Genomic DNA, 24,053 nt, shown 5'->3' on the forward strand with positions numbered 1-24,053 from the left:
GAATCGGGGCGAAATCGGCCTTCAAACCGACTTCGCGAGCCTGAAAACGCCGCCATCCGAAATCGAGTGCATCAACTCACGCTACGGCGGGTGTTGTGCAGACCTTCCCTATGGCGTCGGACAAGAAGCCTTTCATTCTGAGGCACTCGTTTTGGTCAGGTCATCGATCTTTGTCTGTGACCCATCCGACAATCTTTCATCGTGCTTCTACTCCCTGGTGCTTTCATCGCCGCCGCTCTCATGAGTTTGGGTGCTCTTTGGGGGCAGGTAGGAACTCTTGGCCTTTCGCCAACCCAACGGATCATCTGTGAACGCCCGCAGATCCAGAGTCGTCGATTTCGCGGCGAGCGCTGCGAAGCCGCACAACGTCAAGCCGATGATGTAGCCGCCTACAACGAGGTACGGGGGCCATTCAAAGAATATAAGGAGCACAACACACGCAGCACCTACGGCACCGATGGCGAGCGACACAAGAAACTTCATGTTCCCGTTGCTGAATCCTGATTTCAAGGGGACCTCTTCTTCGAGTTCACGGCTTTACTCCACTGCTCATTTGCCCAAGCCTCGATGCTGAGACTTGTGCCAGACGCTCTCCACAGTTGAATGACCTCATTGGTGATGGGTGCGGCAAGCGGCAACTTTTGGTCAATGTGGTACTGAACAAGATTCGAAAAGAAGGTCTGCGTGACTTTCCCCACATCCGGCCGAACCGCCTGCTCAACCGCATCAGCCGCCAAACCGACCGCGGTGGCGCCAGTTGCCAAAGCCTGGGCGGGCCGTCCATACGGTCCACTCTGAGAAGCGGCAGCCGTGGCCGCGGCGCCCACCACCTCCGCGGCCCGGCTGGTCGTGGCTGCTCCATCGGCAATCGTCTCTCGCACGGCCTGCGACATCTGCGGCAAGTCCAGCGACTGCTGAGGGTTGAGACCGGCCTTGCAATCCAAGTCCATGTTCCCACAGCTTGCCGTCGTCGGAGCCGAAGGCACCACCGGCCCCGCGGCGGGTGCAGGCGCCACATCGGTACGGCTGGGCTGGTAGGGTGAAGAGCCTGGGATCCAGGTGGCCACGTTGTCGGTGGTGTTGAGCAGGATGAACTGCTGGATCTCGGTATTGGCCTGTCCTGGTCTCTCCATCACCACGGATCCCTCGACGATCTTGGGCATGTTGGGGTCGGTGAGCAGGTTCTGGGCGATCGCCTCGGGGCTGGTGAGCGCCTCCACCGTGTTGGGCGCCACGCCCAGCGCCTGGTGGCCCATCAGGCGCATCTGCTCCTCGATCTGCTCGACCGTGTACTTGCCGTTGCTCTGGCGGGCCAGGTCCTTGGCGAGTTGCTTCTCGCTGGAATGCAACTGCCGGTTATTGGCCCTGTCAGCGCTGGGCCAGCCTGTTGGCCTGGGTGCCCGAGAGCACCTCGCGGTTCACGCCGGCCAGGGCCTGCTCGCCCGTGTGGCCCGTGCGTGTCTCCAAGGCGCAGGGGAGTCACGGCCGGCTCGAACTGGGGTTACGACAGACGAACTCCGTCACATAGGTCCTGGCCAGCTTGGGTGGGTTCTTGCGGCCGGCCCATTCGTAGAACTCGGTGCGCATTGTCCACACGGGGGGATCTGCCTGTGGGTGGCGGTGCAGGTCGATGTGCACCTGCGTGCCGCTGGACTGAGTGATCTTCCACGCGAGATGATCCTTCGAATCCACAACGGGCCTGTTGTCGGTGCGGGCGAACTTGCGGCGCAACTGGTTCAGGAGCACGGCCTCGGAGAAGTCTCCCTCAAAGCGCCGATGGTTCTCGGCCAACACTTGCGCTCGAAGTGACATACCTGCCAATTCGAAAGTGTCAGCACCAACTTCCTTGAGCCTGCGCGTGTAGCCCGGGTGGCCTTCGATCCTCCACCCCCCATGCGTGAATGCCGAGGGTTCGTCTTTGAGGTACTTGAGCCATTCGAGGTAGAGGATGGGCAGCAAGCCAAGTGGCATCAGAAGGAAGACGTAGGGGATGAATTCCACCCAGCTCAGAACCATGGCCCCTGGACGACTCAGCACAGCGCAAGCGATCTCGCGCTTGACTGCATCAGACCCGTAGCACTGAAGCATGCGGGCGAGGAATCCAGCAACGAGAACGGCCAGAGGCAATTGCCAGGCCACACGCAGGCAGACAGCCAGATAGGTTGGGCCAAACCCCTTCCAAAAGTCGGCGAAGCTGCGCTCGTCAGAAGGATTGGTCATTTCGCCTCCTTCTTGTCGGCTGTCGGTGCCGCAGGGGTGCGAGAGAACCACCATGTGACCAACTCTTGTGCCAGAGCCGACAACGGAGGCCCGTAGGGTGAGGGCAACTGCCCCACACCATACCCTGCCACCGAGCCGAGGGCTGTGGCGGGCTGGTCGCTGCCGGTGACGGCAGCGCCTGCGGCGTTGGTGCCGATGACGGTGGTCAGAGCCGCACCGTGCCCCACCACAGTCGGCATGGCTCCTCCTTGGGTTAGCAGCCGAGCCGCTCCCCCACCCACCGCGCCCGTGACGCCGGAGACCACGACGCCCTTGGGATCGACGCTGCCGGTGGTGGCGTACTGCACTGCGGCGTTGGCGCCGACACCGGCGGCAGCCGATGCGGCCGAAGCGGGGTTCCACAGCAGCGTCTGCACGGCGACCATGCCTTGTGGCGTGGCCAGCACGGCCGCCAGTGCCGGCGCACTGATGATCACTCCGGCGGCCTTGAGCATGTCGGCCGTGCGTTGCATCTCGGCCTGGTTGGCCGGGTGCTCGCGGTTGTAGTTGGCACCGTAGGTCAAACAGGTGGTGTTGGCGCAATCGAAGTGGCGCGGCGCGGAACTGCTGGGTGAGCCGCTGGCGGCTTGGCTCAACAGGTCGCGCGCGGCCTGCGGGCTCATCAGGTAGGGGGAATGGCCGGCCAGCGGCCCGTCCTTGAAGGTGGTGGCGGCGATGATGAGGGCTTGGAGTTCGCCATGGGCGCGGCCCTGGGTTTCCACGATGCTGTTGCCTTGCACGGCAATGGGCAGGTTCGGGTCCTGCGCACGGTCCTCGATCCAGCGCTGCTGGGTCTTCGGATCCTGCATGTCGATGTACAGGGCTGCGGCGCCGCTTTGCAGGAGCAGCACGTTGGGCATCTGGCGCAACTGGGCCTCGATCTCTTCGACGCTGTAGCGGCCGCCGAACTCCTTGGCCAGGGCGATGGCCATCTTGCGTTCACTGCGGTGCAAGCTGCGGTTGTTGGCATCGACATTGAATGCCTGAGCTGCCCCGCCCGGGCCGCCCGTGGCCGCGCCGATGGCACTGGACAGCACCAGGCCGGCCACGGCCTGCAGCGGCTCGCTCAAGGGCAGTTCGGCGGTGATCTGCTCGATCAGCGGCGCGGCCTGGGCGGTCGCGCCGGAACTCAGGGCACCTTGCAGGCCCCCACTGAGGCCCCCGGTCAATGTGTGCATGAGCACATGATAGGCGCCGCCTTCGTCCCATCGGGCGGCCTCCTCGCGCAGTTGGGTGGCGGCCTGGACATCACCGGCTTGTTCTGCCTGCCAAGCCTGCAGCTTGAGGTCTTCGCGCTTGCGCTGAGCATAGTCCCCCACCGCCTTGGACGCCTGCCGCCCGAAGGTGGCCACGATCTGCGCGCCGGAGCGCACTTGCTTTTGCAGCGCCTGCCCGTCCCAGCGCTGGGTCAGCCCGTTGGCCCCGGTGCTGGAGAGCACCTCGCGGTTCACGCTGGCCAGGGTCTCTTCGATGCTCTGCCCGGTGCGCTCCTGCTGAGCCGCCGCGTCGGTGATGACGATCTCCCCCCCACTGATGCCGCTGAGCGTGGTGCTGGTGCGGGAACTGCTGTCGCTCACATAGCCGGCGGCTGCGCCCTGCGAGCCGGTCTGGAAGGGCTGCAGGGCCACACCGCCGCTGGGCTGGGCGGGTGCGCGGGTCGAGCCCGGACTGCTGGTGCCGCCCCCCTCGGACGAACCCGCCTTGCCTGAGCCCCCATAGCTGAAGCCCCCGGACACACTGAGGCCGCGGGCGTCATGCTCGCTGCGGTTGGTGAGGTCCTGGGTGCTGAGCGTGCCGGTGGCGAGCCGGTTGCGGCCCTCGTCCACGGCGGATAGGGTGCTGGCGATCACCGCGCCTTGCAGCTCGGTTGGATGTTCGAATCGATGTCGTACGGCGGCCACACGATCGCTGGAATGACAGCAAGGAAATATGTCGTTGAGTCGAAACCATCGGGGGTGTGGATCGCGATGGGTACACCCTCGCATCGATTCCACCATTCGCGCAGCACGTCCATGATGGATGGAATCGGTTGATCCCAGGTCCAGCCTCCGCGTTCTTTGCGGTGCGGCAGAACTCCCAGCTTGCCTGAAGCCCATCCCAGCCGGCATCGATCCTCGCGCAGCATGCGCTCGATCATGTGTAGGCAGAGTTCTTTGCGTAGAGCGTAGGGGCGCTCGCGGCCGAGGCCGTCCCACAAGGGCGTGAAGCTTCCGCTTTGGTATTCGCAAAGATCCTCGATCAATTCGTTCATCTCTGCTTGTAGCTCTTGTGAATCAGCGAAGGAACTTGAACTCAATTGCTTGCTCCTTGCCTGGTTTACCTCGATAAACGGTATCCGACTTGATCTCCACCGTCCAATGCGGCCCGAGTTGTTGGGTAGAGCTTGCCTGAGACCTCAGCGTCACCTTGCTGCCATCGCTCAGCGTCCAGGTCTGGCCCGCGTTCGGAACGCCGTTCACGCCAAAAGTGTGGCGCCTTGACGTCCACCTGGAAGCCTTGGTCACCGGCGCGCAGGCCGCTGTGCTGGCTCACGCTGGCGTGCTCGGCGTCCACCCGGGCCTGGCTGTAGGTGGCGCAGCGGTTGCCGGTGAGCCCGGCGACCCATCAAACGGACCCCGTCGGCTGTGCAGAAACCGCCCTGCCTTGTGAATCATCCGGGATCCGACGGCGACCACCATGCAGGAAACTCTGCGAACTCTCTCTTTATCTTCGCCAACATGTCATCGTCAACTTCGGCAGAGAACGCAATTATCGTTTTTTTCCCCCCACCAGCATCTGTCTTTTTGAATTCCCAATAAAGAATTTTCTTGTCTTTATTTTCGCTGATCGCGAGAACGAAATGGTCGTTCATATCTTTCAGCGTGGCATCTAGCGATGAATTGTTCAAGGCGTTCGAGAAGCTACTCCAGTTTGCGCACTCAATCCAGAAAGATCCTTGATAGCTGAGCATATGCTGAAACTGCGTGATTGTGATTTTTGTTTCAACGCGCATTGACGGCACATGATCATCAGTTTCCACAACCTCCATAAGCAAGCTGAAGGGTTGTTCAAGTTTAATTCCTAGCATGTCGCTTTCCTATTTTCCGGTTGGCAAGGCATGAATAATCGAAGGCAGTTGGCCAAGTTGCCTTGGTGGTGCGAATTTGAGTTCCCACCCCCCAACGGTCATTAGTTGATTGTAAGTAATTCCGTTTTGAGTGGCAGTGTTGACCGCTCCTTGCAGGCTGGATAGTTGCTGCTGTGACGCCAGTCTGACAGCCTCCGGCGTGTGGTTTACAGCTTTCATTTGCGCGAACTCTGCCATATGTTCAGTCGCGTTCCCCGCTACCCATACACGCTGACCATTTGGCAATGTCATCTCAAATGAGCGAGGAATAGCTGAACCCGGATATACCGGCTGCGTTGCTGTGATGGAATCAAAGACAGTGCCTGTACGACCCGCACTATTCGTTCCGGATGTGACAGCCTTCGCCGAAGGCACCCCTGACCCCGGCTGCGGCACCCCAGCTGCAGTGTAAGCAGCAGTCTCCGCTGCGACCGTGCAGGCCGCCGGATTGCCCAAGCAGTACTGCACCGGATTCCTTGCGAACGCCGCCGCTTCGGTGGCCACGCCAGACAAGGATGGCGCCAGAGCCAGTGTTCCCGCCGTCACAGCAGCCAGCACCGTTTGCTGCGCGATCGTGTTGCGCTGTGTGCTGTCGTTGCTCGCAGCGTTGATGATCTGCTGCAGCGTAGGCTGCGTCAGCCCGTTGGCCTGGTAGAAGCCATCCGTCTGCCCCAGTGTGCCCGCGTACATGCCGGCGTTGGCTCGCTGCTCCGGTGTTGCATAGAACATGTACCCTGGCCCGCAGGTCGGGCAAGCCGGATCGGTCGGCAACATGCCGTGCGCCTGACTCAGGAAGGCGCGCGCTTGTGCATCCTCTGTTCCTTCGGCACCGAACTGCACCTGCCGGAATGCTTGTTGCGCCAGGCGCTGCTCGGCTTCCTGCTCGGTAATGCCGTGGTGCTGTGCGAACCGCTTGGCGTTGTCCTTGATCCATTGCGATTCGCTCGGATGCAACTGCCGATTGTTCATCTCGGCATTGAAGGCGGTGGCCGCGCCGGTGGGCCCGCCGGTGAGGGCGCCCAGGCCGGCGGCGATGCCCGCGCCCACGGCCTGACGCACGCCCTGGGGCAGCTCGGCCGTCAACTCGTTGAGCGCGTCGGCGGCCGCGGCCGACGAGCCCGAGCCCAGCGCTCCTTCCAGCCCCCCGCTCAAGCCTCCCACGGCGATGTGCGCGGCCACGCGGTAGGCGCCGCCTTCGGCCCACTTGTCGGCCTCGGCCAGCAGGGCCTGGCGCTCGGCCTCGGTGGGGGCTTGGCGGGCCTGTTCTTTGAGGGACTTCTCCTGCCGCCCGGCATAGTCCCCCACCGCCTTGGACGCCTGCCGCCCGAAGCTCTCCACGATCCGGGCCCCGGCCTGCACTTCCTTTTGCAGCGCCTGCCCCTCCCAGCGCTGGCTCAGGCCATTGGCCCCGGTGCCCGAGAGCACCTCGCGGTTCACCGCGGCCAGGGCCTGCTCGGCCGTCTGCCCGGTGCGTTCCTGCTGGGCTGCCGCGTCGGTGATGACGATCTCCCCCCCACTGATGCCGCTGCGCGTGGTGCTGGTGCGGGAACTGCTGTCGCTCACATAGCCGGCGGCTGCGCCCTGGGATTGGGTCTGGAACTGCTGCAGGGCCACACCGCTGCTGGGCTGGGCGGGTGCGCGGGTCGAGCTCGGGCTGCCGGTGCTGCCCCCCTCGGACGAACCCGCCTTGCCTGAGCCCCCATAGCTGAACCCCCCGGACACACTGAGGCCCCGGGCCTCATGCTCGCTGCGGTTGGTGATGTCCTGGGTGCTGAGCGTGCCGGTGGCGAGCCGGTTGCGGCCCTCGTCCACGGCGGCCTGGGTGCTGGCGATCAAGCCGCCTTGCAGAGCGGTGTGGCCCTGCACCTGCACGTCAAAACCCCCATCGCCCGCACGCAGGCCGCTGTGCTGGCTCACGCTGGCATGGTCGGCGTCCACCCGGGCCTGGCTGTAACTCGCGCTGGCCGCAAAGCCGTAGCCGATGGTGACACTGCCGCCAGCACTCTGGTGGCGGCTGTCGTAGGTGGCGGTGTCCTGCACGCTCTGGATGGTGAGGTCGCCCCCCACCTTGGCCACGATGCGCTCGCTGCTCACCTGCGCGCCGCTGAGTGTGGTGTCGCGCCCGGAGAGGAGGGTGGCGCTGCGGCCGGCGCTCACCTCGGTGTGACGGTGGGTGAGGTCTGTTCCGTCGGCGTGGCCACGCGCGGCGCTGGCGTTGGCGGTGAAGCCGGCGGCCCAGCCGTTCTGGCCGTAGGTGAGCGCCAGGCCCACGCCGGCGCTGCTGCTGCGGTGGGTGCTGTGCTGCTGCGCCGACTGCGCCTGCGACTGCAGCACCACATCGCCTTCGGCCATCAGGGTGGCATGGCCGGCGGCGTTCACGTCGCTGCCGCGGAGGGTGAGGTGGCTGTCCTCGCCCGCGCCGGCGGCGATGAGCTTGACGTTGCCCCCGGCTTCGATGGCAGACGCACGGGTGGTGCTGGCGCTCTGGGTGAGCTGGCTCTCGCTCTTGGAGCCGCCCACGGTAATGCTCACGCTGAAGCCCCCACCGGTCTGCGGGCTCTGGCTCAGGGCCTGGGTGGCCTCGCGCACGCTCAGTGCGGCGCTGCCGGCGGCCAGGGCCTGCAGGCGCGGGTCGCCGGTCTGGGAGCCAGCCTCGCCCATCTGGGCCACGCCCTGGGCGGCCGAGATCACGGGGCTGCTCACGGCCACGGTCAGGCCGCTCTGGCGGAACTTCGTGGTCTGCTCGAACTGCCGGGCTTCCTGGGCACCTTCGATGAGGATGGAGGAGGCGGCCACCGTCACATCACCGCCCGGAGCCAGCACATCGCTACCCGTTTGCCGATAGGCGCCACCGGCCTGGAGGAGCACGTGGCCCTGGACGCTGCCCACGGTGGCGCCGCGGGCGGTGGTGTTCTCCAGTGCGGCGTCGGTGCTGTGGCGTTGCTTGCCGATGGTGAGGGACGCGCCGCTGGTGAAGACGCCGCTGCGGCGTGTGTCCTTGAAGTGCTGTTCGCTCACACTCTCGGCGGCGGCCTCGATCGTCACGTCGCGCCCGGCGGCCAGGGTGGTGCCGGTGCTGGAGACGACGTCGGAGCCGCGCACGGTGAGGTCGCGAGCGGCCAGCAGGTCCACTGTCTCGGCGCTGAAGGTGCTGCCCAGGGCCTGGGTCTGCTCGACGTGGTCGTGGGTGGTGGTGGTCTTCTTGCGCAGGAAGCCGCTGCTCTTGATGTGGCTGGCCTGCTCGTAGGACTGGCGGGCCTGGCCGGCATCCACGGTGAGGTCGCGCCCGGCCTGGGCGAGCACGCCGCCGTGTTCGCTGCTCACAGTGGCCGCGCGTGCGCTCAGGTCGCGCCCGGCCAGCAGGGCCACGTCGCCCGTGGCCTGGATCTGTGTGCCCACGTCCTGCTGCTGGCCGGTGTGGAGCCAGTTGCGGCGGTTCCACTGGAGCTGGTCGGCCTGGGACGTGGCCACGGTGCCCAGGGTGAGGTCGCGCCCGGCGGCCAGCACCGTGGTGCCGCCCGCGCCGGCGTGGTTCACCTGCGCGGCCTGCAGCACGAGGTCGCGCCCGGCGCTGGCCAGCAGGGTGGCGCCGGCTTCGCTCACGTACAGGCCGGCCACGCGGTCGAGCGTGGTGCGCTCGAACAGGTTGGGGCCCGCCTGGGTGGCCGTGCTGGCGGTGGTGCTGGCCACGGTGAGGTCACGCCCGGCGCTCACCGACAGGCGGCTGCCCGCGTCGATGAGCCCGCCCAGGGTGTCCAGGTCCTGGCGCGCGTGCACGTCCACCGACTGGGCCGTCAGGCGCCCGCCCAGGTTCTTGACGTTCTCGGCGGTGATGGCGAGCGCGGTGCGCCCGGCCACGGTGCCGCTGTTGGTGAAGTCGCCGGTCAGGTCCAGTTCCAGCCGATCGGCGCTGAGCAGGGTGCCCGTGCCGTCCAGGTCGCCGGGCTGCACGCGCACGTAGACCTGCGGCACAAGCACGGTCTGGCGGGTGCCATCGGGCAGGCTCACCTCGCGTTCGACGAGCCAGATGATGTCGCTGGTGAGCGCGGCCATCTGCTCGGGGGTGAGCGCGATGCCGGGCCGAAGTGCGTGCTCGTGCGCGAAGGTCAGGCCCGCGTCCATCAGGGCGCGCATCTGGGCTTCGTCGTCGGCATGGCCGTCCAGGAAGCGCCGGCCGGTGAGCTGGGCCACCTGCTCGGCCACCAGGCGCTGCTCGTAGAAGCCGTCGCCCAGGCGCTTGTGGGTGGTGGCCGGGTCGGCCTGGAGCTGCTGAAGCAGGTAGTCGCTGCCCAGCCACTGGCGGTGGTTGGTGAAGCGCGGGTCGGTTTCGATGAGGTAGCGCGCGCCGGGCTCGGGCTGCGGCCGGAAGAGGCTGCTGGTGGGCAGGCTCACGGGCAGTGTCACGGTGCGGATGACGGTTTGCGGTGCTCCATCGACGGTGGCAGGGCTCTCGCCGGCAGGCACGAGGCGGTTCACCTCGACGCCTGTGACGGCCTGGGCGCCTCGGGCGAGGGCCTGCACCGTTTCGGAGGCGGAGGCCCCCGGCTGTGCGGAAGGGGTGCCGGGCCCGCCGGCGCCCGGTGAACCCACGTCCGGCACCTGGCCGAGTTCGCCGGCCGGTGCGGTCGCGATGGCACCCGGCAGCGGGAGCGACCCGCCGACGGCGGCGGCAGATAGCGCGGCGCGGGAGACGGCCTGCACTGTCGTGACGCTGGGGACTTCGGTGATGACCGGGCGCGGTGTCAAGCTCAGGCTGGGCGTGGTGCTGCTGCTGGGTGTCACCAGCAGCGGGCGTTCGGCGCGCTCGGGTACCGCGGTGTGCGTTGACATGGGAGCAGCGATCCGGATTTCGGCCGAGCCTACACTGACGGTGCGGTTCTCCCTGACCTCGTAAGGCGTGTAGGCGTAATTCCGATCGGTGCCGCTCCAGGAGGTACTTTCACGCCAGGTTCTGACGGCGTGTCCGCTGCGGGTGGTGGTGGCGGTAGCTTCGATGGCGCGGTTGTCGATAGCGCTTGCATCTCCGCTGAGGGTGCCACCGACGAAGATGTGGCTTCCTTCGTTGATGGTGTGGCCCGTCAGTCGCGCATGGCCGCCCACGCGGATTTGCGCCGGGTCGCTGTGGAGCAGCACAGGATTGATCTGGGTTTCTTCGACGCGCAGATAAGTCCAGTTGCCCACGCGGCGGCGAGCGACATCGGCAGCGAAGGCGTCGATCGCGGCATTGAGCTGGAGATACAACGCGTGGTTGCGGCGCTTCCAGTCTTCATAAACTTGTTGTTGGGTGTGGCAGCCGGACGGATGGCCCGAGCAGTCCGGTGCGGGCGCTGCCGGTGGATCGCTGTCGGGCCGGGGAACGCCAAAGAGGTCCCACAAGGGGTTGGCCCTGTCGTAGCGGTAGACCTCGGGGATCTCGTAGGTGCTGTCGTGGGAGACGCCGACAGAGGCAGGTTCGTAGGCCGCCAAAGGAACGCGATCGAGCGCGCCGGCAGGGCCGAAGGTATGGAGAGGATAGCGATCGCTGGGCAACAGCAGGTACTTGTCACCCACCTCACCGAGTGGGCGATTCTGCTCGAAGAATTGTTGGTCGGGTACCAGGTAGAGATTCTGGTTTTGTCTTTGGCCACGGTAGCGGGTGTACGCAACTTCAGTGTTGTCGTATTCGGCAGAGCCGACTTGGTGAATCACGCGGCGGATGGGTTCACTGGCTTGGTAGCCGATCTCGACGTGCTCGTTGGTGTTGCGCAGCAGGCTGGTGGCGACGTCCAGGTTCCCCAGGGCCTCGATGGTGGCGCTGGCGTTGTGGATCAGGCTGGCACTGCCGGTGGCTTGCCGGTTGGCATCGAGCGCGCCGCCCAGCGCCATGTCGCCGGCGCTGAAGAGCAGGGCGTGTTCGCGGTTGGTCAGGGTGGACGCACCGATGTCCAGCCGCTCGCGCGCCGCGATCACCGCATCGGCACGTACGCCGTCGAGGGTCTCGGTGTCGTTGGTGAGGGTGCCGGCCTGCAGGGCGAGGTGGTCGCCATAGAGGCGCCCGGAGCCGAGGTTGTGCAAGGTGTTCGCCTGCACGTGCACGGAGGCCCCATCGATGAGGCCGCGGTTGGTGAGCGCACCCGCCACGTCGATGCGTGCATTCTGGCCGATGATCTCGCCGCTGGCGCGGTTGTCGAGGCCCGCGGCGTGCAGCTGGAGCTGGCCACCGGCTTCGATGCGGCCGCTGTTGTCGAGCGAGCCGCCCAGCGTGAGCTGCAGGTTGTTCGCCGCGGCCATCTCGCCGGCGTGGGCCAGGCTGGCATCAAGCGCAACGGAGGCATTGCCGCCGGAGACGATGCGGCCGGTGCCGGTGAGCCGGTCGGCCTGGATCTGCAGGCTTTGCCCGGCGGAGATGGTACCGCCGTCGTTGGAGAGGCTCAGCGTGCGGTCGGCCTGGGTGTCGATGAGGGCCACCTCGCCCAGCGAGGTGATGAGCCCCCCGGTATTGTCGATGCTGCCACGGCTCGCAACGGAGAGGCTGCCGTCCGCGCGCAGGGCGCCCGAGGCGTTGCGCAGCGTCGTGGCAGCCAGGTGCAGTTCGGTGGCTTCGAGGCCCTGGTCGCTGCCCAGGGTGTCGCGGTTGTCAATCGTTCCTGCGGTGATGGAAAGGGTCTGGCCCGCGCGCAGCAGGCTGCCCCGGTTGTCCAGGGTGCCGCCGCCAAGGTCCAGCGTCATCGAGCCGGCCGCCTGCACTTGCCCCGCCCGGTTGTCGAGGCGGGTGGCCTGCAGGTCGAGCGAGGACCGCGCCAGCACGTGGGCGTTGCCGGTGTTGGTGACGGCCTGGCTGCGTACCGTGAGGTGGCCCACAGCACCGATGAAGCCGGCATGGTTGTCCAGTGCACCGGTGTGCACGTTCATCGCGCCACCGCTGACCAGGCCCGTGTCGCTGTTCCCGTTCGTGAAGGCGTTGATGAGTTCGTGGCCGTGGGTGTCGATGTGCAGGCGGCCACCGGCTTGGACGAGTCCGACGGTGTTGTCGAGCGCACCGGTCTCGAGGACGGCGTCAGCGCGGGCGGCCAGCGTACCCCCGGTGTTGTCCAGCGCCTGCCCGAGGGTGTCGATCTGCAGGGTCTGACCAACGATGCGAGCCTGCGCTTGGCCGGTGGCCGTGTTGCGAAGACCTGCGGCCTGCAGCGTGACGGCACCGGCCGCTTCGATGCGGCCCGCGTCGTTTTGCACCAGGCCGGCGGCGAGTGCGTGCACGCCGGACTCAACCGAGGCCAGGGTGCCCTGCGTGTTGTTGACCGCATCCGCCGAGACGAGAACGTTGCTCCGCGCGGCGATCACGCCGGCGTGGTTGTGGACGTCCTGGCGTGCCGCGATGGACAGGGACTGGCCAGCGGTCAGGCGCCCGCTGGTGTTGTCGATCCGGCCGATGTGCAGTTCTGCATTGCCACCCGCTGCGATCTGGCCCAGCCTGTTGTCCAGCGTGCCGTCCACGGTCAGATCGAGCTGTCGCGCATCGGCGGTTGCGACGGTGCCGCTCACGTTGGTCAGTGCCTGGGCCTGGAGGGTCAGTGCACCGTTGCTGGACACAGTGCCGCCGGTGTTGTCGATGGCACTGGCGGCGGTGACCGAGGCCTGCTGCGTGCCGGTTTGCAGCATCACCGCGTTGCGATGGCTCAGGCTGCCGGCGTCGATGGTCAGTTGCCGGGCCACGGTCTGCGCACCATCCAGACGGGCCGCCCCTTCGACGTTCATGGCAAGCTGGGCGTTGCTCTCGATGTGACCCTGTTCCCCCTGGAGGGCGCTTGCCTCGATGTGCAGGGCCTGGGTCCCTGCGTGTTCGATGCGCCCGTTGGTGTTCAGCAGGGTAGGGGCCCACAGGCGTGCTTCGTCTGCATTGAGCGCGATGCGCCCGCCGCGGTTGTCGAGCGAAGCCGAGACCCTGAACCGTGCCTCGGTGCTGCCTGTGTGGACGATCTCGCCGGAGCGGTTGTCGAGGGTCAGGGTGTCGAGGTGAATTTGCCTGCCGGCCAGCAGGCCGGCGGTGTTGTCGAGCGAGCCGGGGGTGTCGATGCGCAACGCGCCGGTGGCCACGATGCTGGCGTCATGGGTGCGCACGCCAGCCTGCGTGGCCTGGAGGTGGAGGTCTGCCGCGCGCACATCGGCGTGGGAGAGGTCCACCGATGCCCCCCGCAGCGTCGCTGTGCCGGAGGCGAGGACCGGGCCTTGCACCTGCAGATCCTGCCGAGCCGAGAGGGCCAGGGCGGCCGAGCCGGTGAGCGAGCCGTTGCGTTCCAAGCCGGCGGCCAGCAGGCCGGTGGCTGCGGAGTCCACGCGGCCGGCGTTCAGCGTGAGGGCGCCTCGTGCGGCGATCACGCCGTTGTTGGAAAGCGCTTCGTCCGAGGCCAGGGTCTGCGACGCTCCGGCGTAGAGGAGCCCGGCGTTGTGGGCCTGCGCGGCCTGCAGGCGCAGCGCCTCGGCGGCATCGATGTCTCCCGTGTTGTTCAATGTTCCGGCTGCAAGGCGGATGTCCTGCGCGGCGATGAGACCGGCGTTGGCCAGTTCTTCGGCAACCGTGACTTCCAGCGCCGTGCCTGAGCGCAGGCTGCCGGCATGGTCCAGTCGCCGGGCGTCCAGTGCGAGGGCCTGGGCGGCGTGCAGTTGCCCACCGTGCAGGTTGCGCAGCTCGGCGGCGTCGATGGTGAGTGCGCCGCTGGTGGCGTGGACGGCGCCGCGCGTGTTGTTCAGAGTATCTGCCAGCAGGGCGATGTCCCGAGACAGGATACGGCCGGCGGTGTTGTCGAGCGTGTGGGCCTCGATCTGCAGGGATTGCCTACCGGCATGCTCGATGCGGCCGGCCGCATTGACCAGTGTGTGGGCCTGGATGCGCAAGGCGGCGCTGGCCGAGGCAATGCGGCCCTCGGTGTTGTCCAGGGTGGTGGCCTGCAGGCTCAGATCGTCGGTGCCGGTCTGCACGATCTCGCCGCGGGTGTTGTCGATGCGGGCGGCGTCGACCACCAGGCGGCTCGCCGAGAGGGTTCCGCCTGCGTTGACCAGGCCTTCCTCGCCGCGCGCTGCCAGCTGGAGCCGTCCGGTCGTCGTGACGAAGGCGCCTCGGGTATCGAGGGTGCCGTCGGCCGCGATGAGAGAGACGTCTGTGCCATGCACCTGGCCGCCGCGCAGGTCGAGCTGCGCACCTTCCAGTGACACAGCACCCGAGGCGATCATCTGACCCTGCGACGTAAGGGCCTGCGCGGTGTGCACACTGAGGTGGCCGTCTCCTTCCAGGCGGCCGTCATGGCCAAGGCCGGCGGCGAGCAGCCCGCTCGCACCCTGGCGGAGTTCGCCGGCCAGGACTTCAGCGTGGCGCCGTGCGGCGAGGATGCCGCCGTTCTCCAGGCCTCCACTTGCCGTGAGCTGCAGGTCGCGGCCGGCGTAGAGCGTGCCGGTGTTGGCCAGCGTGCCGGCCTCGACCGCCAGATTCTGCGCGACGGTGACGCGCCCGGCTTCGTTGTGCAGCGTGCCTGCCGACAGGGTCAGCGCCCCTTGGCCGGCGATCGTGCCTTGCGCATTGTCCAGCCGTCCCTGCACGGCAAGATGGGCCGGACCTGTGCCCACCTGCACAATGGCGCCGCCTCGGTTGCTCAGCGTACCGGTCCGAATATGCAGGTTCTCGGCCTCGATGAGCGCCCCATCATGTTGCACGGCCGATGCCTGCAGATCCAGCGCCGAGCGCGCGAAGATCTGGCCGCCCTGGCCTTCGAAACTGCCGGCATTCAACGCCAGTGTGCCCCCGCCATGGTGTTCGATGCTGCCGCCGCGATTGACGACCGCGCTGGCCTGGATCGCCAGATGGTCGCCGCGCGCAGCAATGCGGCCTTGCGAGTTGTCGATCCCGTCGGCCACGGCGATGACCGTGTCGATCGAGCCGGTCTGCACGATCTCGCCGCGCGTGTTGTCGATACGGTTCACGCCGAGCTCCAATTGCCCGGCGTTGAGCACCCCCTGCACGTTGCTCAGCGCTGCCGCGTGTGCGGCACTCCGGCCCGCGATGAAGAGACGTCCGGGCGTGGAGACCGTGGCGCCGTCGGTGACGATGGCGCCGGCGGCGCGCATTTGAATGTGTTGAGCCGTGGTTTGGCCACCGCTCAGGTCGATGTTGGCGCCCTCCAGGTGCGCCTGGGCGGCGGCGATCTGGCGACCTTGTGCGACAAGGGTGTCCGAAGCAGTGATCCGGAGATGGCCTGCGTTGGCCGGGGACGGCACGCTGCCATCCACTGGCACGCCGGCTGCGGTCACACTGGTGGCCGTGGCGTGGATGTGCGCTGCGCGGGCTTCTATGTCGCCGCCGGCCACCACGTGGCCGCTGTGGGTGAAGCGTTCGGCCTGCAGCTGCAGGTTGCCGCCGGCCTGCACCCGTCCGCCGGTGTTGGCGATCTCGGCGCCGTCCAGCCTCAGGCTGCCCCCGGCGGCGAGCTGCCCGCCGGCGTTGTCGAACAGCCCCGTGCTTTGAGCCGTCAGCGTGTCCAGCGCGGTGATGGACCCCTGGGCATTGCGGATCGAGCCGGCAGCAACGTCCAACCGGCCATTGGCGGCCAAGGAGCCGCCGGTGTTGTCGAACCCGTTCGATACGACCAGCTGCGAGGGGGCGGTGCCCGACAGGGCGATGTGGCCGCCCCGGTTGCTGAGGTCTTGTGCGTGCAGATCGATGCGGTGGGCCTGCAGCACCGCGCCTTCATGGGTGAGGGTGTCGACCTGGATGTCGGCTCCATGGGCCGCGGCGACGAGGCCGTGCGAACCGTCGATCGTCCTGGCGCGCAAGCTCAGCGTTCCATCGCCCGCATGCTCGATGCGACCGTGCACGTTCAGAAGGTGATCGGCCTGGAGCTGCAGGTTGCGGCTGGCCGCGGCGATGCGGCCCTCGCGGTTGTCGATGCCGCCGTCGAAGCGTAACGCCAGGTCGCTGCCGCCGACTTGAACCAGTTCGCCCCCAACGTTCGAGAGATGGCGGGCCTGGAGGTCCAGGCTTTCAGCACTGACCAGGGCTGCGTCCGTTCGCAGGTTCCGGCTTGCATTCAGGCTCAGTGGGCCTTCAGCGGCGAGGGTGGCCCCGGGGGCGTCGAGGTCGCCGTCGGTGGCATGGACTTGAATCTGGCGGGCTCCGATCCGGCCTTCCGCCAGGGAGACTTGCGCCGCGGCGACGCTCACCTGCCGGCCGGCCAGGGCCTGTCCCTGGAGCTGCGCGGCGTGGGTGGCCTGCACCGTGAGCTGGCCGGGGGCTGCCAGCCGACCCTGGGGATCCATCCCCGCCGCGAGGACGGATCCGGTTTGGGTCGTGACTTGCGCGCCGTCTGCGGTGGCCCGCAGCGCCAGCGTGCCGCCCGCGGCCATGGTGCCACCCGCTGTCTGCACGATGCCTGAGCGACCTTCGATCGACGCCTGTCCGTGGGCATAGAGGCTGCCGCTGTTGGAGACCGCCCCCGAGGTGTTGACCGCCACGTCGCCCTGGGCCTGCATGTGACCACGGTTGTCGAGCCAGCCATCGGCACGCACGACGAGGGACCCTGTGGTGGCCGCGATCACGCCGGCATTGCGCACCCCCAGGCCCGCCTCCGTGCCGACGAGAACGATCTTGCCGGCATACATGCCGCCCAGTTGGGCCACGTCCAGCGTGACGCCCGGCGCCGGGCCCGTGCCCTGGATCGGCGTGGAGGCCGCTGCATCTGCGTCCGAGGCGGACGCCTGCTGTGCGCCGGTGCTCACCGTGAGTTCACGCGCCCAGATGCCGGCATTGACCTGCACGGCGCGGGCCAGCAGCGCGGCGTGGTCCGCCTGGCTGGCGTCCAGGCCGGCGCCCTCGATACGGATCTGGCCCTGGGTGACGCGGAATCCGTCGAGCGCGCCGCCGCTGACGATGGGCGTGCCCGTGGTGAGCGTGACGCGGCTGGCGTTGAGGAAGCCGCCCCCATTGACCTGGATGCCCGCCGGGTTGGCGATGACCACCTCGGCCCGCTGGCCGGCCACCTCGATGGGGCCGCGCAAATGGCTCGGGTGGGCGCTGTTCACCTCGTTGAGGATGACGCGCGCCGAGCCGGTGGCCAGCCACGGGTTGCCCTGCACCCACCCACCGAGCTGGGTCTGCGTGTGGGTGCGGCTGTTGTTGAGGATGGCCCCCTGACGGTTCACGTCGAACTGCCGGTAGGTGTTGCGCGACACCCCCGCGGCGCTGGGGGTCTGGATGTTGACCAGGGGGGTGCCGTTGGGGGCCGTGAGCACGGTGGGGCGTTGTGGGCCGGGGGCGGTCGGGTCAGCCACGATCTGCGCGGGCACGGGCACCCACCACACCAGGCCCGCGAGCCACAGCGACGAGACGAGCGCTGAGGGGCATCCGACAGCCCTGGTGCTGCGAGGCCCTCGGGCACTTGGCGTGGTGCCGACGGCCTTGCCTTGGCTGACGGTGGTTTCCGCCACGGCCATCAGGAGGCCGCGGCAACGGTTGAAGACGATGCGATACAGGCGCTTGTTCATCGAGGATGTCCCTTGAGTTTCTTGTGTGCTGGCGGTCTGTTCGGCGACTCAGAAGCTCCAGTGCAGGTTGAAGCCCGCGGTGGTGTCGGCAGTCTCGAAACCCGCCGGTTTTTGCACGGGTCCGCCGGCGAAGACGTCATACCGCCAGCCCTGCCAGGCACCGCGCAGCCCCAGCACGGCGCCGGTCAGGCGGGTGCCAACCAGGCTGTCGGACGAAGGGCCGCCCACTTTGCCGTGGTCCAGCCCGAGGTAGGCTTCATGGGCACTGGCACCGAGTCCGAAAGCCAGCTCGTTGCGGACCAGCCACCCCCGTTCGGCGGTCAGCGAACGTTGCGCATCGAACCCCCGCACGCTGTGGCGCCCGCCGATGGAGAAGCGATCCTGCGGCACGAGCGGACTGCGGTTCCACTGCGCCCGCCAGGCACCGCCGTAGCGAAGGCGCTGGCGGCCCCAGGGGGCATCGAGAGTCCACGGCAGGGTCCAGGCCGCGTCGGCTTGGACGAGGCGAAAGCGTGAAGTGCCCTCGCCGAAGGCTTCCTCTGGTGCGCGCCGTGCACCGAAGGCGCCTGTGCCTCGTCGGTAAGTCAACTGTGCATCCACGGTGGCGTGCCCCACAAAGGCGCGGTGCTGGACCGCGGTCTCCCAGCCGCCCGTCTGGCGACGTTGGACTTCCACCTCGGTGTCGTCGATGTAGTTGCGTGAGCTGCGCGCCAGGGCCGTGGCCGAGAGGCTGGTCTTGCGCCAGGCATCCCGGTGCACGAGCCGTGACAGCTTCAGTTCCATGTTGCGGCTGCTGCCGCTGTAGACATAGGTCTGGGTGGCACCAGCCACCGCCTGGTGGTAGTCGTAGCGGCTGGACGTGGCTGACAGCAGCCAGTAACCATAGGGTACGGAGTAGTGCACCGTGTGCCCTCGGCTGCCGCGCCGGCCCGGGTCACCACCGCCCAGATCCTGGTTGAGGCTCAGGTAGAAGAGGTCGTTGAGGGTCCACCAATGGTCGTACGACAGGGTCAGTGCCCCCTGGTACTTCCCGGTGGCTTTCGAACCGCCGTCGTCCAGGGACAGGGCAAGCCGCCAGGGAAAGGACTGTGTCCAGCGCACCACGAGATCGCTGTCGCCGGGGAGTTCACCAGGCGCGATCTGGATGTCGGCCTCGGCCGTGGGCACGCGCTTGAGGTTCTCCAGTCCCTGTTCGATGTCACGCAGGTTCAGCCACTGGCCCGGCCGCACGGGCAGGGCGTTGAGCAGCGTGGCGCGGGGGTCGCTGTCCTTGTCGAGGACCACGCGGCGCACGCGCCCTGGGATCACGGTAAGAGTAAGGGTGCCCGTCTTGAGGTCTTGGGGCTCCACGAGCACACGGGTGGTGATGTAGCCGCGCTCGATCAGGGCATTCTGGGCTTCGCGCTGCGCGGCTTCGATCCGCAGGGCCCCCAGGCACTCAGGCGCCGGACCTGCCGGGCCGTCGGGACGGGCGAGTCGTCGACGCAACGCCTGCACGGCAAACTCGAAGTGCCCGGTGTCATCGCCACGCCATGCGACTCGGGTGATGGGAAAGCAGGGCAGGTCCTGTCCTGCATCGATACCTGCCTGCGCCGAATCCGAGGGGCGTGGCAGCCGCACGTCCGGGTGGCGCTCCAACTGCTCGCGCAGGGCGCGCTCGCGCTCCCGCTGGCGCAGCAGCTCCTGGTCGGCCAAGGGCGTGGGCGTCTGGGCGAGGGAGGGGCTGGGGATTGCGGCCAACGCAGCGATCGCCGCCCCAAAGAGCAGCGCTCCCTGGAATCTTGTGGTCTGCATGCCTACCTGTGATGGGTCTTCATCATCGACAGGCAGGTGTGCGCACACCGGACATGACCAGCGCAAGCCGGCAGTTTCGGCAACCCCGCTGTCGTGGCCACCTGCGACGATGGCCTGAGACCGGAGGCTTTGCGTCCCCGGTTTTCACCGGGTTTGCCTTGTCGAACCTGGCGTTTCGCTGAGCGAAACCTTCCAGGCGGCGCGAGACTATCAATCTCGGTTTTTCTATGACACCCCCCTGGATGGGGGGGGGTGTGGGGTTATGGGCGGGAAGGCGCCAAATTTGTCACACCTGAGGCCACATGACCCGAGGGCACATGGGGTGCGGCGTTCTCGACGTGGCGCATCTGGTCGTCGAAGAAGAAGTCGGGCTCGAACTCGCGCAGGAAGGGGCCCTTAGGCAAGCCGCCGAGGAACATGGCCTCGTCGACTTCGATATTCCAGTCCATCAGGGTGCGGATCGCACGCTCGTGGGCGGGCGCGCTGCGGGCCGTGACCAAGGCGGTGCGGATGCGCATGGCCGGGGTGCCCTCGCGCTGCAGGCGGTGCAGGGCCTCGAGCAGCGGCTTGAAAGGTCCGGCCGGCAGCGGCGTCGTGGAGCGTTGGCTTTCGTGGGCCTGGAAGGCGTCGAGGCCGTCGCTTTGGTAGACCTGCTCGGCTTCGTCGGAAAACAGCACGGCATCGCCGTCGAAGGCGATGCGCACCTCGCTCGGGTGTGCATCCGAGGCGCGGGCCGACAGTGGGTAGACCCGTGCGGCCGGGAAGCCGGCATCGAGGGCGGCACGCACGTCGGCCTCGTTGGCCGAGAGGAACAGATGGGCGTTGAGCGGCCGCAGGTAGCGGTAGGGCGACTGGCCGCGCGTGAACACGCCGCGCTGGATCGGCAAGCCGTAATGCTGGGCCGAGCGGAACACACGCATGCCCGAAACCGGGTCGTTGCGCGAGAGGATCACCACCTCCACGCGCGGGGGCGTCCCAGGCCCGCCGCGGTTGAAGGCCAGCAGCTTGTTCACCAGCGAGAAGGCCACACCGGGGCGTGCCGGCACGTCCAGGCGCTGCAGTTGCAGTTGCATGTAGCTGCGGTCGTCCTGGGCTTCGAACAGCCGGTTTTCCTCCTCGAAGTCGAACAGGGCCCGCGACGAAATGGCCACGACGAGCTGGCCGTCCAGGGTGCTGGGCATGGGGTGGTCCAAAGCTAGCGAGCGGTGTCGGTCGGGGCGCTGTGGTCCGCAGCCGCCAGGGTCTGCCGGTCGAGCTTGTCCTCGATCTCGCCCAGGGCGGCGGCCAGGCTGTTGCCGCTGTCGGTCACGGCCTGGCGCAAGCCTTCGTCCAGACGGCGCGTCTGTGCGACGACTTCGCCCGACACGGTGGAGACGTCCTGGCGCAGCATGGACAGCTCCTGCTTGAGCCACTGGCGCAACTCGGTGTAGCGCGAGGCCTCCGCCTTCTCGGCCAGTTCGCGTTGCTCACGTGCCTCGTGCACGAGGCGTCGCAGGTCCGTCAGGCGCTGGGCCTGCATGACCGCGATGTAGGTGAGGAAGACCACCGTCTCCAGTGCCAACAGGCCCAGCAGCACCAGGCCCAATGGGGCCTGGGTCTGTGCCACCAGGAGATAGATCTCCGTGGGCGCGACGATGGCGGGCCAGTTCAGCGCGGCGAACAGCGCGATCAGCGCCAGCACCAGGCCAAGCAGGACGGTGCGCAGGGACATGGACTTCCTCCGAGAAGACGGGACACCGCCCTCAGGCGGCTCCCCGGGGCGACATCATGGCATGCTCGGGTCGAAGTTTGCATCTGTGCATGTTCGGAGATGCATTTCATCGCCCGCAGGGTGGAGCGGCATGTCACGAGATGTAAGACCTGTCGGTCGATGCCGACAGGCGGGGCCAATGGCAGCCGACAGGCGGGTGCCGAGGGGCGGCCTAGAGTTCCTTCACGGCCTTCGGCATCGGGTCGAAGGCGTCCCCAACGAGATTCAACCGGAAGGAGCACACCATGTACACGAGCCAACTGCTTCGCATCACCGCCTTGTCGGTCGCGCTGGGCGTGAGCATCGCCGCAGCCGGCTGCTCGGCCACCCCCACCCGGGCCAGCGCCGGCGAGGTGATCGACGACACCTGGATCACCACCAAGGTGAAAGCTGCCTTCGTCGAGGACAAGACGGTCAGCGCCCTGAACATCCAGGTCGAGACCTTCCGCGGCACGGTGCAGCTCAGCGGCTTTGCCAACAGCGCGGCGGAGATCCAGCGTGCCGGCGAGATCGCTCGCAGCATCCGCGGCGTGAAGGACGTGAAAAACGACATCCGGCTCAAGCCGTCGGTGAGCTGAGACCGCAGGTCCCTACGATGCTGTACTACGCTGCCGTCTTCTTCGTCATCGCCTTGGTGGCGGCCGTCCTCGGCTTCGGTGGCATCGCCGCCGGAGCCGCGGGCATCGCGAAGATCCTCTTCTTCGTCTTCCTCGTCGGCTTCATCGTTTCGCTGGTGGTGGGGCTGCTGAAGCGCTAGCCTTCACTGGTCGAGCTTGCCGCACTCCCAGAAGATGCGAGCGCGGCAGGTGCGGCAGATTTGCGGGTCCAGGGTCTGGAAGATCCGGGCGATGGCCGTGCGCTTGTCGGGGTGGATGTGGTCGGGCCCGAGGGCATCAAGGAAGCCGGTGCGTTCCCACATCTCCAGCACCTGGGGGCGCGGCCGGTGAAAGTGCAGGTCGCCGCCCATCGCGCGCCGTGCGGCCAGCTCGGCCTGCCACAGCTCGGCGCCGGCCAGGTCGATGAAGTTCATGCTCTTGGCCATCACCAGCAGGTGCTTGGGTGCATGCGGCGCCGTGCGCAGGGTGTGAAGCCGGTCGGCCACATGCGGGGTGGCGCCGAAGTAGATCGAGCCCTCCATGCGCAGCAGCTTGAGTTGCGGACATTCGGGCAGCGCGCCTTCGGGATGTCCGTCGATCACCTCGAAATGCCGCCCTTCGTCCATCGAGGTGAAGCCCATCGTGCGCATCGCAGGCCGTGCCGTACGGTGCAGGTAGCTCATCAGCGAGGCGATGGTGCCCAGCAGGATGGCCACCTCCAGGCGGATGCTGACGGTGGCCGCCAGCGTGAGCGCGGCAATGCCGAATTCGGTGCGGTTGAGCAGGTACAGGCGCCGCCAGCGCGGCAGGTCGAGCAGCGTCCAGGCCACCAGCAGCAGCAACCCGGCGATGGCCGCCATCGGGATCAGCGCCAGCAGCGGCGCCGTGAAGGCCACCAGCCCCATCAGCAGCACGGCCGAAAACACAGCGGCCAGCGGGGTGCGCGCACCGGCCTCCAGGTTGGGCATGGAGCGGTTGAGCGAGCCGCAGCTCACGTAGGACGAAAAGAAGCCACCGATGAGGTTGGACAGGCCCTGGCCGAGGAACTCGCGGTTGGCATCGATGCGCTGGCCCGAGCGCTGGGCCACGGCCTTGGCAATCGAGATCGACTGTCCCAGGGCCACGATGGTCAGTGCGGCGGCCAGGCCCAGCAGCTCGGGCAGCTTGGACCCGTCCACCGTCGGCACCGTGAAGGGCGGCCAAGGAGAAGGGATGGCCCCCACCACCGCCACCGGTTCCCAACCCAAGGGCGCGCCCTGCTGGTTCAACGCCGTGGCCAGCAGCGTGCCGGCGGCCAGGCCCGCCAGCATGTGGGGCCAGCGCGGATTGAGACGGCGCAGCACCGCGGCGGTGAGCAGCGTGGCTGCGCCCACGGCCAAAGCGGTGAACTGCACGTCGCCTGCATGGTGCGCGAGGTGGGCCAGCCCGGCACCGGCACCCTGGCCCTGCAGCGCAGGCAGGCCCAACAGGTCGCGCAGCGCGTACAGCGCAATCAGCAGCGCCGCGCCGCTGGTGAACCCCATCAGCGCCGAAGGCGAGATGAAGTTGGCGATCGAGCCCAGGCGCAGGGCACCGACCAGCGTCTGCATCACGCCCACGAGCACCGTCACGGCCAGCGCGAGCTGGATGTAGGCGGGGCTGCCCGCGGCTGCCAGCGGGGCCAGCATGGCGTACAAGGCCAGGGAGTTCGCATTGGTGGGGCCGGACATCACATGCCGGCTCGAGCCCGCCAGCGCGGCCACGATGCAAGGCACGATGGCCGTGTACAGGCCGTACTGCGGCGGCAGGCCGGCCAGGGTGGCAAACGCGATACCCTGAGGCAGCACGAGGATGGCCCCGAGCAGGCCGGCCAGGGCATCGCAGCGCAAGGTGGCGGGGTTCACCTCGTGGACCCAGTCGCCCAGCAGGCGGGCCAGTCGGGGCAGGGTTCGGGCAGACAGGGGCGGAACAGGCAGGCTCATGCGAGACACCGGGCGGCAGCCCCGATCATAGGCGTTGCATGTGCGCCGCACCCTCCCCGTTGGGATGCCTGGAGCGGGCC

General features: G+C 67.6%; 15 protein-coding genes and 1 riboswitch. Of the genes, 4 read left to right on the forward strand and 11 right to left on the reverse strand.

Annotated elements, in window-relative coordinates; genetic code table 11:
* Together ACK42S_RS02595 and ACK42S_RS02600 are read left to right on the forward strand one after the other, a co-directional pair.
* Nucleotides 1-244, forward strand: a 244-nt coding sequence (locus ACK42S_RS02595; protein ID WP_409702930.1) for a hypothetical protein, incomplete at its 5' end; no start/stop codon positions are given.
* On the forward strand, nucleotides 202-504 hold the full coding sequence (locus tag ACK42S_RS02600) for a hypothetical protein (protein ID WP_409702932.1): 303 nt from the start codon (nucleotides 202-204) through the stop codon (nucleotides 502-504). The genes ACK42S_RS02595 and ACK42S_RS02600, both read left to right, overlap by 43 nt.
* 2 nt (nucleotides 505-506) lie before the next feature.
* Here the strand turns inward: ACK42S_RS02600 and ACK42S_RS02605 are convergent, their stop codons facing one another.
* From ACK42S_RS02605 to ACK42S_RS02650, 10 genes are all read right to left on the reverse strand, one after another.
* A complete protein-coding gene (locus ACK42S_RS02605) occupies nucleotides 507-1,349 on the reverse strand; it encodes a hypothetical protein (protein ID WP_409702934.1) in 843 nt (280 codons plus the stop codon).
* Nucleotides 1,350-1,479: 130 nt separating this feature from the next.
* Nucleotides 1,480-2,220, reverse strand: coding sequence for a hypothetical protein (locus ACK42S_RS02610; protein WP_409702936.1), 741 nt, complete (start codon nucleotides 2,218-2,220; stop codon nucleotides 1,480-1,482).
* Entirely contained in the window at nucleotides 2,217-4,109 is a 1,893-nt protein-coding gene (locus tag ACK42S_RS02615; protein ID WP_409702938.1) for a hypothetical protein, read from the reverse strand. Before ACK42S_RS02615 ends, ACK42S_RS02610 begins: the two co-directional genes overlap by 4 nt.
* Nucleotides 4,106-4,510, reverse strand: coding sequence for a hypothetical protein (locus tag ACK42S_RS02620; protein WP_409702940.1), 405 nt, complete (start codon nucleotides 4,508-4,510; stop codon nucleotides 4,106-4,108). Before ACK42S_RS02620 ends, ACK42S_RS02615 begins: the two co-directional genes overlap by 4 nt.
* 22 nt (nucleotides 4,511-4,532) lie before the next feature.
* Nucleotides 4,533-4,718, reverse strand: a complete 186-nt coding sequence (locus tag ACK42S_RS02625; RefSeq protein WP_409702941.1) for a hypothetical protein — start codon at nucleotides 4,716-4,718, stop codon at nucleotides 4,533-4,535.
* A gap of 191 nt (nucleotides 4,719-4,909) precedes the next feature.
* Complete coding sequence (locus ACK42S_RS02630) at nucleotides 4,910-5,326, reverse strand: hypothetical protein (protein WP_409702943.1); 417 nt, start codon at nucleotides 5,324-5,326, stop codon at nucleotides 4,910-4,912.
* Between the two features lie 9 nt (nucleotides 5,327-5,335).
* Nucleotides 5,336-17,872 (reverse strand): hemagglutinin repeat-containing protein, encoded by a 12,537-nt coding sequence (locus ACK42S_RS02635; protein WP_409702945.1) that lies wholly within the window; start codon nucleotides 17,870-17,872, stop codon nucleotides 5,336-5,338.
* Between the two features lie 48 nt (nucleotides 17,873-17,920).
* On the reverse strand, nucleotides 17,921-19,666 hold the full coding sequence (locus tag ACK42S_RS02640) for a ShlB/FhaC/HecB family hemolysin secretion/activation protein (RefSeq protein ID WP_409702947.1): 1,746 nt from the start codon (nucleotides 19,664-19,666) through the stop codon (nucleotides 17,921-17,923).
* Between the two features lie 75 nt (nucleotides 19,667-19,741).
* Nucleotides 19,742-19,834: riboswitch (cyclic di-GMP riboswitch) on the reverse strand.
* A 92-nt stretch (nucleotides 19,835-19,926) separates the two neighbouring features.
* The gene (locus ACK42S_RS02645) at nucleotides 19,927-20,847 is read right to left on the reverse strand and encodes a 5'-nucleotidase (protein ID WP_409702949.1); all 921 of its coding nucleotides are present in this window, start codon (nucleotides 20,845-20,847) and stop codon (nucleotides 19,927-19,929) included.
* Nucleotides 20,848-20,861: 14 nt separating this feature from the next.
* Nucleotides 20,862-21,377 (reverse strand): LapA family protein, encoded by a 516-nt coding sequence (locus tag ACK42S_RS02650; protein ID WP_409702952.1) that lies wholly within the window; start codon nucleotides 21,375-21,377, stop codon nucleotides 20,862-20,864.
* A gap of 284 nt (nucleotides 21,378-21,661) precedes the next feature.
* Between ACK42S_RS02650 and ACK42S_RS02655 the strand changes: the two genes are divergently transcribed.
* Nucleotides 21,662-21,994 carry a BON domain-containing protein gene (locus ACK42S_RS02655; RefSeq protein WP_409702954.1) on the forward strand — a complete coding sequence of 111 codons (333 nt, stop codon included), beginning with the start codon at nucleotides 21,662-21,664 and terminating at the stop codon, nucleotides 21,992-21,994.
* Between the two features lie 17 nt (nucleotides 21,995-22,011).
* On the forward strand, nucleotides 22,012-22,173 hold the full coding sequence (locus tag ACK42S_RS02660; RefSeq protein WP_409702956.1) for a DUF1328 domain-containing protein: 162 nt from the start codon (nucleotides 22,012-22,014) through the stop codon (nucleotides 22,171-22,173).
* 3 nt (nucleotides 22,174-22,176) lie between these two features.
* Here ACK42S_RS02660 and ACK42S_RS02665 read toward each other — a convergent pair whose 3' ends face one another.
* On the reverse strand, nucleotides 22,177-23,973 hold the full coding sequence (locus ACK42S_RS02665) for a SulP family inorganic anion transporter (RefSeq protein WP_409702958.1): 1,797 nt from the start codon (nucleotides 23,971-23,973) through the stop codon (nucleotides 22,177-22,179).
* Nucleotides 23,974-24,053 lie beyond the last annotated feature (80 nt).

Origin of the sequence: Caldimonas sp., assembly GCF_046289365.1 — a bacterium.
Lineage (GTDB): Bacteria > Pseudomonadota > Gammaproteobacteria > Burkholderiales > Burkholderiaceae_C > Caldimonas.

Bases quoted from the DNA above. Each gene is read 5' to 3' on its own strand.
- ACK42S_RS02650 (WP_409702952.1), bottom strand. From the start codon at position 21,377: ATGTCCCTGCGCACCGTCCTGCTTGGCCTGGTGCTGGCGCTGATCGCG.
- ACK42S_RS02645 (WP_409702949.1), bottom strand. From the start codon at position 20,847: ATGCCCAGCACCCTGGACGGCCAGCTCGTCGTGGCCATTTCGTCGCGG.
- ACK42S_RS02610 (WP_409702936.1), bottom strand. From the start codon at position 2,220: ATGACCAATCCTTCTGACGAGCGCAGCTTCGCCGACTTTTGGAAGGGG.
- ACK42S_RS02660 (WP_409702956.1), top strand. From the start codon at position 22,012: ATGCTGTACTACGCTGCCGTCTTCTTCGTCATCGCCTTGGTGGCGGCC.
- ACK42S_RS02665 (WP_409702958.1), bottom strand. From the start codon at position 23,973: ATGAGCCTGCCTGTTCCGCCCCTGTCTGCCCGAACCCTGCCCCGACTG.
- ACK42S_RS02655 (WP_409702954.1), top strand. From the start codon at position 21,662: ATGTACACGAGCCAACTGCTTCGCATCACCGCCTTGTCGGTCGCGCTG.
- ACK42S_RS02635 (WP_409702945.1), bottom strand. From the start codon at position 17,872: ATGAACAAGCGCCTGTATCGCATCGTCTTCAACCGTTGCCGCGGCCTC.
- ACK42S_RS02620 (WP_409702940.1), bottom strand. From the start codon at position 4,510: ATGAACGAATTGATCGAGGATCTTTGCGAATACCAAAGCGGAAGCTTC.
- ACK42S_RS02640 (WP_409702947.1), bottom strand. From the start codon at position 19,666: ATGCAGACCACAAGATTCCAGGGAGCGCTGCTCTTTGGGGCGGCGATC.
- ACK42S_RS02630 (WP_409702943.1), bottom strand. From the start codon at position 5,326: ATGCTAGGAATTAAACTTGAACAACCCTTCAGCTTGCTTATGGAGGTT.